Annotated in this window: 14 protein-coding genes and 1 other RNA gene; 10 read left to right on the forward strand and 5 right to left on the reverse strand. The window is 64.2% G+C overall.

The window, feature by feature from the left end:
* Positions 1-90: 90 nt before the first annotated feature.
* The 3 genes from I6F17_RS26115 to I6F17_RS26125 all read right to left on the reverse strand — a co-directional run bounded on the left by I6F17_RS26115 (position 91) and on the right by I6F17_RS26125 (position 2,608).
* Positions 91-1,605: a tripartite tricarboxylate transporter permease gene (locus I6F17_RS26115; RefSeq protein WP_036037446.1), complete on the reverse strand. Its 1,515-nt coding sequence runs from the start codon at positions 1,603-1,605 to the stop codon at positions 91-93.
* 7 nt (positions 1,606-1,612) lie between these two features.
* Positions 1,613-2,374 (reverse strand): tripartite tricarboxylate transporter TctB family protein, encoded by a 762-nt coding sequence (locus tag I6F17_RS26120; protein WP_036037445.1) that lies wholly within the window; start codon positions 2,372-2,374, stop codon positions 1,613-1,615.
* Positions 2,375-2,455: 81 nt separating this feature from the next.
* Positions 2,456-2,608 (reverse strand): hypothetical protein, encoded by a 153-nt coding sequence (locus tag I6F17_RS26125; protein ID WP_225131738.1) that lies wholly within the window; start codon positions 2,606-2,608, stop codon positions 2,456-2,458.
* A gap of 405 nt (positions 2,609-3,013) precedes the next feature.
* Here I6F17_RS26125 and ssrA point away from each other — a divergent pair.
* The 10 genes from ssrA (at position 3,014) to I6F17_RS26175 (ending at position 12,703) form a co-directional block, all read left to right on the forward strand.
* Positions 3,014-3,380, forward strand: a transfer-messenger RNA (tmRNA) gene (ssrA, locus tag I6F17_RS26130).
* Positions 3,381-3,495: 115 nt separating this feature from the next.
* Positions 3,496-4,014, forward strand: coding sequence for a ClpXP protease specificity-enhancing factor SspB (locus I6F17_RS26135; RefSeq protein ID WP_157284719.1), 519 nt, complete (start codon positions 3,496-3,498; stop codon positions 4,012-4,014).
* A gap of 88 nt (positions 4,015-4,102) precedes the next feature.
* A complete protein-coding gene (fumC, locus tag I6F17_RS26140) occupies positions 4,103-5,536 on the forward strand; it encodes a class II fumarate hydratase (RefSeq protein WP_225131739.1) in 1,434 nt (477 codons plus the stop codon).
* A gap of 275 nt (positions 5,537-5,811) precedes the next feature.
* Positions 5,812-6,000 (forward strand): DUF4169 family protein, encoded by a 189-nt coding sequence (locus I6F17_RS26145; protein ID WP_109144934.1) that lies wholly within the window; start codon positions 5,812-5,814, stop codon positions 5,998-6,000.
* Complete coding sequence (locus tag I6F17_RS26150) at positions 5,997-6,248, forward strand: ribbon-helix-helix domain-containing protein (RefSeq protein WP_025038043.1); 252 nt, start codon at positions 5,997-5,999, stop codon at positions 6,246-6,248. The genes I6F17_RS26145 and I6F17_RS26150 overlap by 4 nt, the downstream gene beginning before the upstream one ends.
* 115 nt (positions 6,249-6,363) lie before the next feature.
* Entirely contained in the window at positions 6,364-6,639 is a 276-nt protein-coding gene (locus I6F17_RS26155; protein ID WP_036037441.1) for a FeoA family protein, read from the forward strand.
* 36 nt (positions 6,640-6,675) lie between these two features.
* A complete protein-coding gene (locus I6F17_RS26160) occupies positions 6,676-8,547 on the forward strand; it encodes a ferrous iron transporter B (RefSeq protein ID WP_225131740.1) in 1,872 nt (623 codons plus the stop codon).
* A gap of 201 nt (positions 8,548-8,748) precedes the next feature.
* A complete protein-coding gene (locus tag I6F17_RS26165; protein ID WP_036037439.1) occupies positions 8,749-9,246 on the forward strand; it encodes a GNAT family N-acetyltransferase in 498 nt (165 codons plus the stop codon).
* A gap of 239 nt (positions 9,247-9,485) precedes the next feature.
* Positions 9,486-11,000, forward strand: a complete 1,515-nt coding sequence (locus I6F17_RS26170; protein WP_225131741.1) for an ATPase domain-containing protein — start codon at positions 9,486-9,488, stop codon at positions 10,998-11,000.
* Positions 10,997-12,703, forward strand: a complete 1,707-nt coding sequence (locus tag I6F17_RS26175; RefSeq protein ID WP_225131742.1) for an ATP-binding protein — start codon at positions 10,997-10,999, stop codon at positions 12,701-12,703. Before I6F17_RS26170 ends, I6F17_RS26175 begins: the two co-directional genes overlap by 4 nt.
* A gap of 50 nt (positions 12,704-12,753) precedes the next feature.
* On the opposite strand, the gene I6F17_RS26180 is transcribed toward I6F17_RS26175, so the two are convergent.
* Together I6F17_RS26180 and I6F17_RS26185 are read right to left on the reverse strand one after the other, a co-directional pair.
* Positions 12,754-12,996 carry a hypothetical protein gene (locus tag I6F17_RS26180; RefSeq protein ID WP_036037436.1) on the reverse strand — a complete coding sequence of 81 codons (243 nt, stop codon included), beginning with the start codon at positions 12,994-12,996 and terminating at the stop codon, positions 12,754-12,756.
* Between the two features lie 31 nt (positions 12,997-13,027).
* Positions 13,028-14,146 (reverse strand): DUF2336 domain-containing protein, encoded by a 1,119-nt coding sequence (locus I6F17_RS26185; RefSeq protein WP_225131743.1) that lies wholly within the window; start codon positions 14,144-14,146, stop codon positions 13,028-13,030.
* Between the last annotated feature and the right edge of the window lie 288 nt (positions 14,147-14,434).

Genomic DNA, 14,434 nt, shown 5'->3' on the forward strand with positions numbered 1-14,434 from the left:
TTTCCATTTCACAAAGCCGTAACACAAGTCGATTCGACTTCCGAATGCGGCGCGCCGACGCAGGACCGAGCCGACTCGGCGCGCACGACCTCAGTTCTCGGACTCGGTGAACACCTCGTCGCGCTTGGCGCGCAATACAGGTAGCACCGTAAGGACGAGCAGGCTTGCCGCGACCGCAAGCAGCACCGCCGACAACGGGCGCGTCAGGAACACGCTCCAGTCGCCACGCGAGATCAGCAGCGCCCGGCGCAGGTTCTCCTCCATCAGCGGTCCTAGCACCATGCCGAGCAGCAACGGCGCCGGCTCGAAATCGTGCTTGATCAGCCAATAGCCGACGAGACCGAAGACGCCCGCGAGGATGACGTCGACCGGCGCGTTGTTCACCGAATAGATGCCGATCGCGCAGAAGATCACGATCGAGGGGAACATCAGCCGATAGGGCACGCGCAACAGCCGCACCCAGATTCCGACCAGCGGCAGGTTGATGATGATCAGCATCAGATTGCCGATCCACATCGAAGCGATCATGCCCCAGACCAGATCCGGCTGCTTCTGCATCACCTGCGGACCGGGCACGATGCCGTGGATGGTCATCGCGCCCACCATCAGCGCCATCACAGCGTTCGGCGGGATGCCGAGGGTGAGCAGCGGAATGAACGAGGTCTGTGCCGCGGCGTTGTTGGCACTCTCCGGCCCCGCCACGCCCTCGATCGCGCCGCGGCCGAACCGGGACGGGGTCTTTGAGAGCTTCTTCTCGAGCGTGTAGGCCGCGAAGGACGCGATCACCGCGCCGCCGCCGGGCAGGATACCGAGGATCGAGCCGAGCACGGTGCCGCGCAGGATCGGCGGCGTCGCATCGGCCAGATCCTTCCTGGTGGGCATCAGTCCGGTGATCTTCTGCTGCACCAGATCGCGGTTCATTTCGGCGCCGTGGTCGAGGTTGCGGATGATCTCGGCAAAGCCGAACACGCCCATCGCCACGGTCGCAAAGCCGAGACCGTCCGCGAGCTCGGGAATGTTAAAGGCCATGCGCGAGGCGCCGGTCTCGATGTCCGAACCGACCATCGAGAGCAACAGGCCGAACACGATCATCGCGATCGCCTTCAGCACCGAGCCCTTGGCCAACACCACCGCGAAGATCAAGCCGAGCACCATCAGAGAGAAGTATTCGGCCGGACCGAACGCCAGCGCGAGTTTCGTCAGCGGTGCGCCGAGCAGTGCGATCAGGATGGTCGCAACGCAGCCGGCGAAGAACGAGCCGATCGCGGCGATCGCGAGCGCCGGACCGGCGCGGCCCTGCTTGGCCATCTGGTGACCGTCGATGGCGGTCACGACCGATGTCGCCTCACCGGGTATGTTGACCAGGATCGACGTGGTCGAGCCGCCATATTGCGCGCCGTAATAGATGCCGGCGAGCATGATCAGCGCGCCGACTGGCGGCAGCCCGAAAGTGATCGGCAGCAGCATCGCGACGGTGGCGATGGTGCCGATGCCAGGGAGAACGCCGACTAGCGTTCCGACCAGGGCGCCGATCAGGCACATCAACAGGTTGATCGGGGAGAACGCGACGGCGAAGCCGTGAGCAAGATTGGCAAAGATATCCATCACGCCCTCACTGGATCAGGAAACGCGGATACATCGGCATCGGCAGCCCGAGCACATAGGGAAACAGGATTGCGCAGCCGACCGTCAGGCAGGCGCCGACGATCACCGCTTCCAGCCAGCGCGTCTCGTGCGAGCCCGTCGCCGCGATCATGAAGCTCGAGAAGGCCGTGACAACGAGACCGAGCGACCGGATCGACAGGGCGAAGAACAGGATCGCCGCCACCACGAACAGCGGCCCGCGCCAGGAATAATGCGCAAGCGCCGGTCCCTCCGTGATCAGGCCGGTCAAGGCGATGCCGGCAGACAGGGCAACTAGCAGCCCACCGAACATACGTGGCGCAGTGCCCGCACCGAAGGAGAAGCCACGCATGCCCTGCAAATCGCTCGATGCCCACAGCGCGAACAGGGCGACGGCCATCAGCACGACGCCGCCGACATAATCTTGCGCCGAGCGGATGTTCATAAACAGCGTGAGGATCGCCACCGCAAACAGCGGATAGGAATAGATCAGCGCCAGCAGCACCTCGGACGACATCTTCTTGGCGCCGCCGCCGAACGATCCGAAGAGGGCGCTCGGCGCGCCGGCCAGCAGCGCCGTCGCATGACCGGTGACGACCGCCGCCGGACCGCGGCCGGTCCCCCAGCCGAAAATCGTCCCGATCGACCAGATCAATTCGAAAATCTGCGGCGCAATCGCCAGCAGACAAAAGCCGAGCGCCACCCGGGTGTTTCGGGTGGCCGTCGCTGAGTGGCCCATCGTGTCGGCCATGCCTGTCTCCTCCGCGACCTGTAAGTCACGAGCACTGTTGTTCTAAATCGGCTGGAACTGGATACCCGCCCGGATCACTGCCTAGCGATTTTCATCAGACAATGCCAGCAAAACCCAACACGCCGCGGCAAGCAAAAGCCAGAGGGGATTGATGCGCGAGATGGACGCGACCACCGCAACCACCGCGGTCAGATGCAGTGCAGCAAATTGCTGGATCGGCCCGATTAACGTCACGATAAGCGTTCGGACCTGGCAAGTCCTGCGAGGTCGGATCGTTGTCCTGGTCGGCCTCTGGTGCTTCGCCTCAACCGCGGTGCAGTGGGTCTCGCGCAGTGACGGCGCGGCGGCGACGGCGAAGAGCGAGATCGGGCCGAAGTGGAGATCAGCGCCCAGTCGGCTTGCGGCTCGTCACGCAGCTACTTTCCGCCGCAGGAAATTAAACGTCGCTGAGACTGACATTGTCCGTTCGCTGGAGCAGCAGCGTCATCATGCGCAAGGCCGCAACGATCGGGACTGCCGGGCAGGAGATGCGCAAGGATTCGGCACATCGGGCCGGCGACCTCTGGCAAAGGCCAGAGCCGCGATAGGCCCGGCACTCCGAAGCCTATCCAAAGGGAACTGCGGGATTGCGCCTCCAACCCTCTGTTTTTCGAAAGCTTTGCCCCCTATATTGGGGGTGCCGGTTCGCCGGCTATGGAAATAAACGGTCGTCGCAATAAACCATTCGGACCCGGGGGCGGTACCCGGCGCCTCCACCAAAGCCCACCATCGGGCGTGCCCGAAGCTGGGCTTTGGCGGGGGCGAAATAGGATCGACGAGGGCGTAAAGGGCGTACTTTTTCCCGGTATTGTTCCGCCGTTATCGGGCTACTGCAATAGTTGCCAACGACAACTTTGCTCCGGTTGCTCAGGCTGCGTAACGCAGTTTGAAAGACCACTCTAAAGTCCTAGCGGGTTAAGCTCCGCTAGGCGGGGTTCGGAGGCACCTGGCAACAGAAGCCTCCACTTTACTCTTTGATTCTTCCCCGGCGGGGACTCCTGCTCGCCCGTCAGGCGCGGTACTATTGCGACTTGGCGAGTCGGATCGGCAGGGTCCGGCTGCTTGGATGCAACAGGACCACCATGGCGACCGATCATATCCGATACGATGTGCTGGCCCGCGATGCGCTGCGCGGCGTGCTGCGGAAGGTGCTGACCGATGCCGCAGCCCATGGCCTGCCGGGCGAGCATCATTTCTTCATCACCTTCGTGTCCAAGGCCGAAGGCGTGAAGCTGTCGCCGCGGCTGCTCGCACAATATCCGGAGGAGATGACGATCATCCTCCAGCACCAGTTCTGGGACCTGACCGTGCTCGAGGACCGTTTCGAGGTCGGCCTGTCCTTTGGCGGCATTCCGGAGCGGCTCGTGGTGCCGTTCAGTGCCATCAAGAGCTTCCTCGATCCGTCCGTGAAGTTCGGTCTCCAGTTCGACACCTCCGACGTCGCCGAGGTCGCGCCGGACAATCTGCCGGCAGCGCCCGCGCCATCGGCCGTATCGGTGCCGGCACCTGCCGCGGAGAAGCCGGAAGCTGCCGACGAGCCGCCGCCGCCGAGCCAGGGCGGCGCCGAGGTCGTGCGGCTCGATCGTTTCCGCAAGAAATGATCTAGGTTGGGCGCAGAGCCATCGCCCCCGGCCAACTGTCTATATAGAAGAGCACATGAACAGGCCGCGCGGCGTTTCGCGCGGCAGAATGGATGTGCTCATGGCCAAAGCGTCCCGCTCGAAGACTGCCCGCCCCGCAACCCGCACCGAGACCGACAGCTTCGGTCCCATCGAGGTCGCCGCCGACCGCTATTGGGGGGCGCAGACCGAGCGCTCGCGCCAGAATTTCCGCATCGGCACCGACCGCATGCCGCTCTCGCTCGTGCATGCACTCGGCATGGTCAAGCTCGCCGCCGCGCAGTCCAATCTCGAGCTCGGCCTGCTCGATCGGCGCCGAGCCAACGCCATCATCCGCGCCGCGCGCGAGGTGATCGAAGGCAGACTTGACGACCATTTTCCGCTTGTCGTGTGGCAGACCGGCTCGGGCACCCAGAGCAACATGAACCTCAACGAGGTGATCGCCAACCGCGCCAACGAGCTGCTCGGGGGCGAGCTCGGCGCCAAGAAGCCGGTGCATCCCAACGATCACGTCAACATGAGCCAGTCGTCGAACGACTCCTTCCCGACCGCGATGCACATCGCGGCGGCAAGCCGCATCAATGCCGATCTCGTCCCTGCCCTCGGCGAGCTGCTGCGCGCTCTGCGCAAGAAGGAGAGGGAGTTTTCGAAGATCGTGAAGATCGGCCGCACTCATACCCAGGATGCGACGCCGCTGACGCTCGGTCAGGAATTTTCCGGCTATGCCGCGCAGGTCGAAAGCGGCATCGCCCGGCTCAAGATCGCGGTGAAGGACCTCTATCCGCTGGCGCAGGGCGGCACAGCCGTCGGCACCGGCCTCAACTCGAAGCCGCGCTTTGCCAAGCTGTTCGCAAAGCACGTTGCCGGGATTACGAAGCTCCCCTTCACCAGCGCCGCCAACAAATTCGAGGCGCTGGCCTCGAACGATGCCTATGTGCTGGCGCACGGCGCCATCAATTCGGTCGCGACCGGCCTGTTCAAGATCGCCAATGACATCCGCCTACTCGGCTCGGGCCCGCGCTCGGGCCTCGGCGAATTGATCCTGCCGGAGAACGAGCCCGGCTCCTCGATCATGCCGGGCAAGGTCAACCCGACCCAGTGCGAGGCGATGACCATGGTGTGCTGCCAGGTGTTCGGCAATCACACCGCGATCACGGTCGCCGGCAGCCAGGGTCATTTCGAGCTCAACGTCTACAAGCCGGTGCTGGCCTACAACATGCTGCATTCGATCCGCCTGATGGCGGATGCCGCGCGCTCCTTCACCGAACATTGCGTCAGCGGCATCCGCGCCGACGAGAAGCGCATCAAGGAGCTGATGCAGCGCTCGCTGATGCTGGTGACGGCGCTGGCTCCGAAGATCGGCTACGACAACGCCGCCAAGGTGGCCAAGACGGCGCATGCCAACGGCACCACGCTGAAGGAGGAGGCGCTGCGGCTCGGCTTCGTCTCGGCCGACGAGTTCGACCGCCTGGTGCGCGCCGAGAAGATGATCAGCCCGGGATGATTCCGAATTCCGATAGCCATCCGTAATGATACGGACGCTCGGCGCCCAAAAATATGCGGTTTTGGGGGCGGGATTTGATTACCGTCAATGTTGCGGCGGAGCGGCATGTTACGCAGCTCCACTGCCCTCGACGGGGCGAAATTCATCGTTTGATGGCCCAAGGGCCGATTGACGAGGACGAGCGAATGGCGATCAAGTCTTCTGCGGCGCAATGTGGCGCCCTGTTTCTGAATGTTTCATCCTGCCTGAAGAGGAGCGGATGATGGAGACGCGGCATGGGGAACGTCATCAACCTGAATCGTTTCAGGAAGCGCGTCGAGCGGGAAGCCTCGGCGAAGCAGGCGGACGCCAACCGGGCGAAGTTCGGGCGCACGAAGGCGGAACGGTCGTCCGAGGCGAAGCGGGCGGACCAGGCCAAGGAGCATCTGGACCAGCACCGGATCGATCGCGAGGAGCAGCCATGAAGTCGCCGGTCGTGAAACGATCTATCGTCGTCGCCGGCCACAAGACCAGCGTCAGCCTGGAAGAGGCGTTCTGGAACGGCATGAAAGAGATCTCCGGCCTGCGCAACATGACGTTGTCCGAGCTGGTCGGCGAGATCGACAACAACCGCCAGCAGGGCAATCTGTCGTCGGCGATCCGCCTCTTCGTCCTGGACTATTTCAAGAGCCGCGCCATGGCCGCCCAGCCGGACAAGGTCCCGGCCCAGTAGCCGTCGGGGTCGCCCGCGACGGCGCCCCGGCCTCTGCACTTTAAAATCGCTCTAAGGTGCAGCTTCGGCGCGCGGGCACGCTTGACCTCAATGCCCGGCGTTGAAAATACAGGGCATGACCGACACCACTGATACGCATTCGCACATGCCGCTGGGTCTGGCCCAGCGCGGCTATACCGGCGTCATCCAACACCTTGCCGCCAAAGAGGCTGGCTCGGCGCTTTCGGACGTCGAGCTCGAGAGCCGCCTGATCGAACTCGGCTTCGTCGAGGGCGCCCGGGTCGAGATCCTGCATGAGGGGCTGGTCGGACGCGATCCGATCGCGGTACGGGTCGACAGCACCACGATCGCGGTCCGCCGTCGCGAAGCCATGGCCATCATCGTCGCCTGACGCGCGACCGCAATCTGCCCCCAGGCCCTTGATCCCATGGAAGCACCGCTGCTGCATCTCGCCCTGGTCGGCACGCCCAACAGCGGCAAGACCTCGCTGTTCAACGCGCTGACCGGCAGCCGGCAGAAGGTCGCGAACTATCCCGGCGTCACGGTCGAGCGCAAGGAAGGCTTCTTCGTCACCCCGCTCGGCCGCCAGGTCTCCGTGGTCGACCTGCCCGGCACCTATTCGCTGCGCGGCCGCAGCCCGGACGAGGAGATCACCCGCGACTTCGTGCTCGGCAAGGCCTCCGGCGAGACCCTGCCCGATCTCGTGCTGTGCGTCGCCGATTCCACCAATCTGCGCCTGACCATCCGCCTGCTGCTGGAGCTGAAGCGCACCGGGCGGCCGATGATCCTCGTGCTCAACATGTTCGACATCGCAAGCCGCCGCGGCATCACTGTCGACGTCGAGCGGCTCGCCAAGGAGCTCGGCGTGCCCGTGGTCACCTCGATCGCAGTGCGCAAGGGCGGCACGGCCGACCTGCTCAAGCTGACCGACGAGATTTCCGCAGCGCTCGCCGCCGAGCCGGTGGAGAACAGCTGGCGCGCGCTCGGCGTCTCCGAGCTGCGCGCCACCCAACGCGAGGCCGACCGCATCATCGCCGACTGCGTCAGCCTGCCTGCTCGCCCCGACACCTGGACCGCACGGATCGACGCGATCGTGCTGCATCCGGTCGGCGGGCTGATCGTGCTGGCGCTGATCCTGTTCGTGATGTTCCAGGCGGTGTTCGCCTGGGCGCAGCCGGCGATGGAGCTGCTGAAGTCCGGCTTCGACTCGCTCGGCGAGCTGGTGCAGGCCACCCTGCCCGACGGCTTGCTGCAAAGCTTCCTTCAGAACGGCGTGATCTCCGGCGTCGGGAGCGTCATCGTGTTCCTGCCGCAGATCATCCTCATCTTCCTGTTCATCCTGCTCCTGGAAGATTTCGGCTACATGGCGCGCGCGGCGTTCCTGATGGACCGCATCATGGGCGGCGCCGGCCTGCACGGGCGCGCCTTCATTCCGCTGCTGTCGAGCTTTGCCTGCGCCATTCCCGGCATCATGGCGACGCGGGTGATCGACAACAAGCGCGACCGGCTGACCACGATCCTGATCGCGCCGCTGATGACCTGCTCGGCGCGCATTCCGGTCTACACCCTGATCATCTCGGCCTTCATCCCGGCCAGGGACGTCTGGGGCTTCATCAATCTGCAGGGCCTCGTGATGTTCGGCCTCTATGCCGCCGGCATCGTCAGCGCGCTCGTCGTCTCGTTCCTGATCAAGTTCTTCATGCTGCGCGACTTTGCGCCGGCGCCGTTCATGCTGGAGCTGCCGGACTACAAGATGCCGCGGCTGAAATCCATCGCGATCGGGATCTACACCCGCGCCAAGATGTTCTTGCAGCGCGCCGGCACCACGATCTTCTCGATGATGGTGCTGATCTGGTTCCTGGCCTCGTTCCCGCAGCCGCCGGCGGGCGCGACCGGGCCGGCCATCGAGTTCAGCCTTGCGGCGATGATCGGCAAGGCGCTCGAGCCCCTGCTCGCGCCCGTCGGCTTCAACTGGCAGATCGCGGTTGCGCTCATCCCGGGCATGGCTGCACGCGAGGTCGCGGTCGCGGCGCTCGGCACCGTCTATGCGATCGAAGGCGGCAGTGAAGCGGTCGAGCAGATCGGCCAGGTGCTGGCGACGAAATGGTCGCTCGCGACCGCGCTGTCGATGCTGGCCTGGTACATCTTCGCCCCGCAATGCGCCTCCACGCTCGCCGTGATCCGCCGCGAGACCGGCAGCTGGGCCTGGATGGGGGTCACCTTCGCCTACATGCTGGTGCTGGCCTATGCGGCGAGCCTCGTGACGTACAACGTCGCCCTCGCGCTGGGGGCGGGGTAGCCCCTTCCAAAACAAAACTGCGAAAACAACCCCATGCACAGTAGACCGGGGGTCGTGAAATCAATGGGTTGCGCGCGAGGCAACAAACCACCCGGCCGCGTCCGTTGACCCGTCGGGCAAAACAGGGGCATGATGGCAGGATCAGCCCGCAGCGATAGCAGCATGACCGACGACACGCCACGAAAGCGGCGATCTGTCTCCGTGGACCATTTCAGCACCGCCCGCCTGACCGCCGAGCGGTTGCGCGAGAATCACCTCGCCGAGCTCGTCGCGCTGCATTGCGACCCGGAGGTCTCCCGCTATCTCGGCGGGGTGCGGACGCCCGAGGTCACAAAAGCCTATCTTGCGACCAACATGGCCCATTGGGATCAGCACGGCTTCGGACTCTGGACGCTGCGAACGGCAGACGGGGCTTACGCCGGGCGGGCGGGCATTCGACACGTTCTCGTCGACGATGTCGACGAGATCGAGATCGCCTACGCATTGAAGCGCGAATTCTGGGGCCAGGGATTTGCAAGCGAGATCGCGACTGCGCTGACGGACATCGGGCTGTCACAGCTCGCACTGCCGTCTCTCATCGGCATCGTCTATGTCGGCAACACTGCATCCCGCCGCGTGCTGGAGAAATCGAACTATCTTCTCGAGCGGAGCAAGAACCGTCATGGCGGGGACGTCGTGATCTACCGCATCCGGCAGTGAGGGCAGCAACGGGATGGACCGGCGAGCGGACCGTTTGTGTTCATTTTTGAACCGACACCATCCACGGGTCGGCACAGTCTGAGCGGCAACGAAGCGGTCGCCTGACCGTCCGAAGCGTCTCGGGACGGGAACTCAGCCCCGACATCGGAGTTCCTTAGACGGACCTTTTCAGTCATCCGGCTCCGGCATGCGCTGGGAGCGCATGGAGAGCTTTGGGAAGATACGCGTAAGGGGGGTTCATGACCGGTCAATCCGCGGCTGCTCCGGGCAGCGACCTCAGGGATTTGCCGAGGGTTTCGACCGGCAGCGAAGGGCTGGACGACATCCTCGGCGGCGGTCTCGATGCCAACCGGATGTATCTCTACGAAGGCCGGCCCGGTACAGGCAAGACAACGATTGCGCTCCAATTCCTGCTTCGGGGCGTGCGCGAAGGCGAGCGCGTTCTCTACATTTCGCTCTCCGAGACCAAGAGCGAGCTCACTGTGGTCGCGCAGCGGCACGGCTGGTCGCTGGAGGGCGTCGACGTCTTCGAGCTCGTCCCGCCGGAAACGACGCTTGATCCCGACCGTGAGCTCACCGTCTTTCATCCTGCCGAGATGGAGCTGAGCGAGACCACCAATCTGATCTTCAAGGAGGTCGAACGGATCAATCCCACCCGCGTGGTGCTCGACAGCCTGTCCGAATTGCGCCTGCTGGCGCAGAACCCGCTTCGCTACAGGCGACAGGTTTTGGCTCTGAAGCACTTCTTCACCAATCGCAACTGCACGGTTGTTCTGCTCGACGATCTGTCGTCCTCCCAGGATGATCTGCAACTGCATTCGATCGCGCACGGCGTGGTGATGCTCGAGCAGCTGGCCATCGACTACGGTGCCGAGCGTCGGCGGCTTCGCGTGATCAAGATGCGTGGCATCCGTTTTCGCGGCGGCTTCCACGACTTTACGATCGCGCAAGGCGGCCTGCGCATCTTTCCGCGGCTCGTCGCGGCCGAACATCACAGATCATTCGATGGCGACATGGTGTCCAGCGGCAACCCCGAGCTCGACCAGCTCCTCGGAGGCGGGCTCGAACGCGGCACTAACGCGCTTTTCCTCGGCTCGGCCGGCGTCGGCAAATCGTCACTTGCGCTGACCTACGCCATCGCGGCGGCGCAACGCGGCGAGCACGCCGTGTTCTTCGCATTCGATGAAGGACGCGGAACGGTTGAGGCACGCGCCAGGACGCTCGGGCTGCCGCTGGACGAGCACCTCGCCTCCGGAAAGATCCGGTTTCAGCAGATCGACCCTGCCGAATTGTCGCCGGGTGAGTTCGCGGCAACGCTTCGCCGCAGCGTCGAGGTCGACAATGCCCGCATCATCGTCATCGACAGCTTGAACGGCTATCTGAACGCGATGCCGGACGAACGCTTTCTCGTTCTGCAGATGCATGAACTGCTCAGCTATCTGGCCCAGCAGGGCGTGCTCACAATCCTCATCCTCGCCCAGCACGGGCTTGTCGGTCCCATGGATACGCCGCTCGACCTCAGCTATCTGAGCGATGCCGTCGTGATGCTGCGCTATTTCGAGTTCGCCGGAACAGTTCGCCGCGCCTTGTCGGTCGTCAAGAAGCGCAGCGGCGGCCACGAGCACGGCATTCGCGAATTTCGACTTGGCGGCACCGGGATCAAGCTCGGCCCGCCACTCGTTGAATTCAGCGGCATCTTTTCCGGCAATCCGCGCTATACCGGCACGGTCCTCCCGGAGGGGCCGCTCGAATGAGCGCGCAGCGCGATCACCGCGTTCTCGTCTTCGCACCGGTCGGCCGCGACGGACCGGCATCAGCCGAACTTTTGCGAAGCGCGAACCTCGAGGCGGTCAATTGCCGGGACTTGGCCGAACTCGTTGCCGAAATGACGGCAGGCGTCGGCGCCGTGTTTCTTGCCGAGGAAGGATTGTTCGGCAAGGACACCGCGGCCCTGGCACATTGGATCGCCGGCCAGCCGCCGTGGTCCGATCTGCCTTTCGTCGTTCTCACCAGCCACGGGGAGCGGCCGGCAGTGGTCGCGTGGCGACGCAGTATCGTCCAGCTTCTTCGCAACGTGTCGCTGCTCGAGCGGCCGGTTCAGCCGATTACACTGACCAGCGCCATCCAATCGGCGATGCGCGCACGCCGGCGCCAATATGAAATCCGGGCCTTGCTGGAAGCGCGCGAACAGACCGCGCAGGAGCTCGAAAAGCTCGTCGTCGAACGGACCCGAGCGCTGGAAGAAGCCAACGAGCAGCTTCGGCTCGAGATGAAGGAGCGCATCCGGGTCGAGGAAACGCTCCGGCAGGCGCAGAAGATCGAGGCCATCGGCCAGCTCACCGGTGGTGTCGCCCATGATTTCAACAATCTGCTGATGGTGATTTCCGGCGGGCTCGACATGCTCGACCGCCAGACGGATCCGAACCGCCGTCGCCGCCTGATGGACGGGATGATCCAGGCCGCGCAGCGCGGTGCCAGCCTGACCAAGCAGCTTCTGGCATTTTCCCGACGGCAGAAGCTGCGGCCGCAGCCCGTCGACGTCGCCGCGCAGATCGGCGGAATGCGTGAACTGCTCGATCGCAGCCTGAGGGGCGACGTCCATGTCGAGTTCGACTTTCCGGAGCAGCTTTGGCCGGTGGAGGTCGACCCCGGCGAGCTCGAGCTGGTCATCCTCAACCTGGCCGTCAACGCCCGCGACGCCATGCCCAATGGCGGCACGATCATCGTGCGCGGCGACAATCTACCCGACCTGAACGAGGGAGAGATTGCCGGCGACTATGTCCGCTTGTCCGTCGTCGACACCGGTGTCGGCATGCCCCCGGAGATCATGTCGCGGGTGTTCGAGCCGTTCTTCACGACCAAGGACATCGGCAAGGGGTCGGGACTGGGACTCGCACAGGTCCATGGATTTGCGACGCAGTCGCGGGGCACGGTGCGAATTCAATCGGAGGTCGGACGAGGCACGAGCATCGAGCTGTACCTGCCGCGATCCTTCGAGACGCCTTCCGACGAGCGACACCTCATCGACCTCACCAGGGTGCGCCCGAAAAAGAGCAATCAGGGGCAGATCCTGCTGGTGGAGGACGATAACGAGGTTGCCGCGCTGGTCAGCGAGATGCTCGGTCAGCTCGGCTACGAGGTCACACGCGCTTCCAGTGCCGCGGCAGCCCTTGGTGCCCTGGCGGATGGCCGTCAGATCGATCTGATCTTCTCCGACATCATGATGCCGGGCGGCATGAATGGGGTCGAGCTCGCGCGCGAGGTCAGGACAAGACGAAGCGACATACCGATATTGCTGACCAGCGGATACGCCGAAGCCTCGGTCCATGAAGCGGAGAGCGCGGGCATCGCCATATTGGCCAAACCCTATCACATCGACGAGCTCGCCGCGGCCTTGGCCGCGGCAAAGTCAGGTCTTCGGCGCGATGCAGGCTCCAAACGCTCGAACTCCTGCTGAGAGTCGTCGCGAACTACGCTGCGCGCCAGACTCGGGCGATCTCCGGATCCTTACCGGAAATATCCCATCACGAGATCGACATCGGCGCTGCGGGCCGCCGTGCCGTTCAGCTCGGCGTCGATGACGCGGCGGCAGGCGTCCACCGCGGCGTGATCGCCGAGGTCGTTGGCGGCTTCCAGAACGAGCCAGGCGGCGTCGACCGAAGCCTTGTCCGGAGCTGCGCCGCCGAGATCGGTAGCGCCGGCATTGGCGAGATTCTTCTTGCGAACGGCGGTGCCGAATTGAGGTAACATTGCAGGTACTCCCCTCTCCTCAGTGGACCTGTCAGTGGACTTGAAGTTCGGGCTGACGGCCCGCATCGGCACCCGCGCCGGTCTTGCGCGACTGGTAGAACTTCAGAATGCTGCGCGACGTCTCGATCTTGAGCCGGCCGTACTCGCGCTCGTTGTCCTGGAGCTCGCGCGCCGTGATCAGATGATCCTTGGCGCCGAGGAACAACAGCGACATCGTCGTGTCCCAGGAGAAGTCGAGCGCCTTGCACAGCACCAGGATCATCTCGCGGTTGCGGTCCATCAACGCGCGCTCGATCACGTCGACCGGCAGCGCCGACAAAAGCGACAGGCCGATCTGCACCTCGTCGAAGCGGTGCTGGCGGGCATAGTTCGAGATCGAATCCTGATTGAGATTGCCCTGGCGATACTGCGTCGTGACCACGCGCTTGGCGACGAAATAGCTGCGCGAGGACGGGCCGAACTTGGACTGGAGATCGCCCGTGACCTCGGTCACCGAGCTCTGGATCTGTGTCATCATCTCGGGCCGCTCGGTCTCGAGGCGGCGGCGGACGTCTTCCGAGGCCTTCGCGATCAGCTGCTGGAAGATGTGGCGCGGCACGTCCTTGCGCAGGCCGAGTTGCTCGGCAAGGATCGAATCGCCCTCGGCGCGGCGGACCATGTGCAAGAGACCCGAGCCGGAGAAGCGCGCGCCCTCGTTCCTGGCGACCGAGGTCACGACCTCCTGGTTGCCGCGCTTGACCAGCACGTCGGTCACGGCTTCGCCGATCGACTGGCGCTGCGAGATCGCCAGCAGATGCGCCTGACCCTTGGTCATGGCGCTCTGGACCAGCATCTTCTCGTCGATGCGGTTGGAATCGCGCAGCACGGGACCGGCAACCGCGATCTCGTCGTCGAGGGCGAGCCTTTCGATGACGTTGAGCGGGGCGTGATCGCAGGCCGACATCACTTCGGAGAGCTGCGCGCGCGCTGCCACCTCGATCTCGTCGGCGAGCCGGCCGATCACCTCGCCGAACATGCTGATCTCGTCGTCGCTGTAGCGGCCGGTGATCAGGATGTCGGTCGCATGCCACAATGCACGCGCCCGGCTTTCGTCGGTGCCGCGCGCGATCGCGTCGTCCAGATCCTGCAGAAGCGATTTCGCCCCGTTCATCTCGATCACCCCAGTTCTTGGCAGCCCGTTGGCGAGCCGTCCCGCCGCTCGCGGCGCGACGCCGAATTCCTCTGGGAACCCACGCTAGAGGTGAAACGCGAGAATTCAGTAAAGTCGGCAAATCAGTTTTGCCGACGAAAATTCCGTCAAATGCGAGGGAATGGATTTACTGTTGTGCAAGAGCCGAGAAGCTTTGGGCACTGAAACCTCTCCGCGTCATGGCCAGGCTTGTCCCGGCCATCCACGCCTTGCCGCATGGCACAAAGAACGTGGATGCCCGGGACAAGC

This window comes from Bradyrhizobium sp. NBAIM18, from assembly GCF_020193825.1.
Lineage (GTDB): Bacteria > Pseudomonadota > Alphaproteobacteria > Rhizobiales > Xanthobacteraceae > Bradyrhizobium > Bradyrhizobium yuanmingense.

What these genes read in the sequence shown, in the direction of transcription:
- I6F17_RS26115 (WP_036037446.1), bottom strand. Translation starts at nt 1,605, where the DNA reads ATGGATATCTTTGCCAATCTTGCTCACGGCTTCGCCGTCGCGTTCTCC.
- I6F17_RS26120 (WP_036037445.1), bottom strand. Translation starts at nt 2,374, where the DNA reads ATGGCCGACACGATGGGCCACTCAGCGACGGCCACCCGAAACACCCGG.
- I6F17_RS26135 (WP_157284719.1), top strand. Translation starts at nt 3,496, where the DNA reads ATGGCGACCGATCATATCCGATACGATGTGCTGGCCCGCGATGCGCTG.
- fumC (WP_225131739.1), top strand. Translation starts at nt 4,103, where the DNA reads ATGGATGTGCTCATGGCCAAAGCGTCCCGCTCGAAGACTGCCCGCCCC.
- I6F17_RS26145 (WP_109144934.1), top strand. Translation starts at nt 5,812, where the DNA reads ATGGGGAACGTCATCAACCTGAATCGTTTCAGGAAGCGCGTCGAGCGG.
- I6F17_RS26150 (WP_025038043.1), top strand. Translation starts at nt 5,997, where the DNA reads ATGAAGTCGCCGGTCGTGAAACGATCTATCGTCGTCGCCGGCCACAAG.
- I6F17_RS26155 (WP_036037441.1), top strand. Translation starts at nt 6,364, where the DNA reads ATGACCGACACCACTGATACGCATTCGCACATGCCGCTGGGTCTGGCC.
- I6F17_RS26160 (WP_225131740.1), top strand. Translation starts at nt 6,676, where the DNA reads ATGGAAGCACCGCTGCTGCATCTCGCCCTGGTCGGCACGCCCAACAGC.
- I6F17_RS26170 (WP_225131741.1), top strand. Translation starts at nt 9,486, where the DNA reads ATGACCGGTCAATCCGCGGCTGCTCCGGGCAGCGACCTCAGGGATTTG.
- I6F17_RS26175 (WP_225131742.1), top strand. Translation starts at nt 10,997, where the DNA reads ATGAGCGCGCAGCGCGATCACCGCGTTCTCGTCTTCGCACCGGTCGGC.
- I6F17_RS26180 (WP_036037436.1), bottom strand. Translation starts at nt 12,996, where the DNA reads ATGTTACCTCAATTCGGCACCGCCGTTCGCAAGAAGAATCTCGCCAAT.
- I6F17_RS26185 (WP_225131743.1), bottom strand. Translation starts at nt 14,146, where the DNA reads ATGAACGGGGCGAAATCGCTTCTGCAGGATCTGGACGACGCGATCGCG.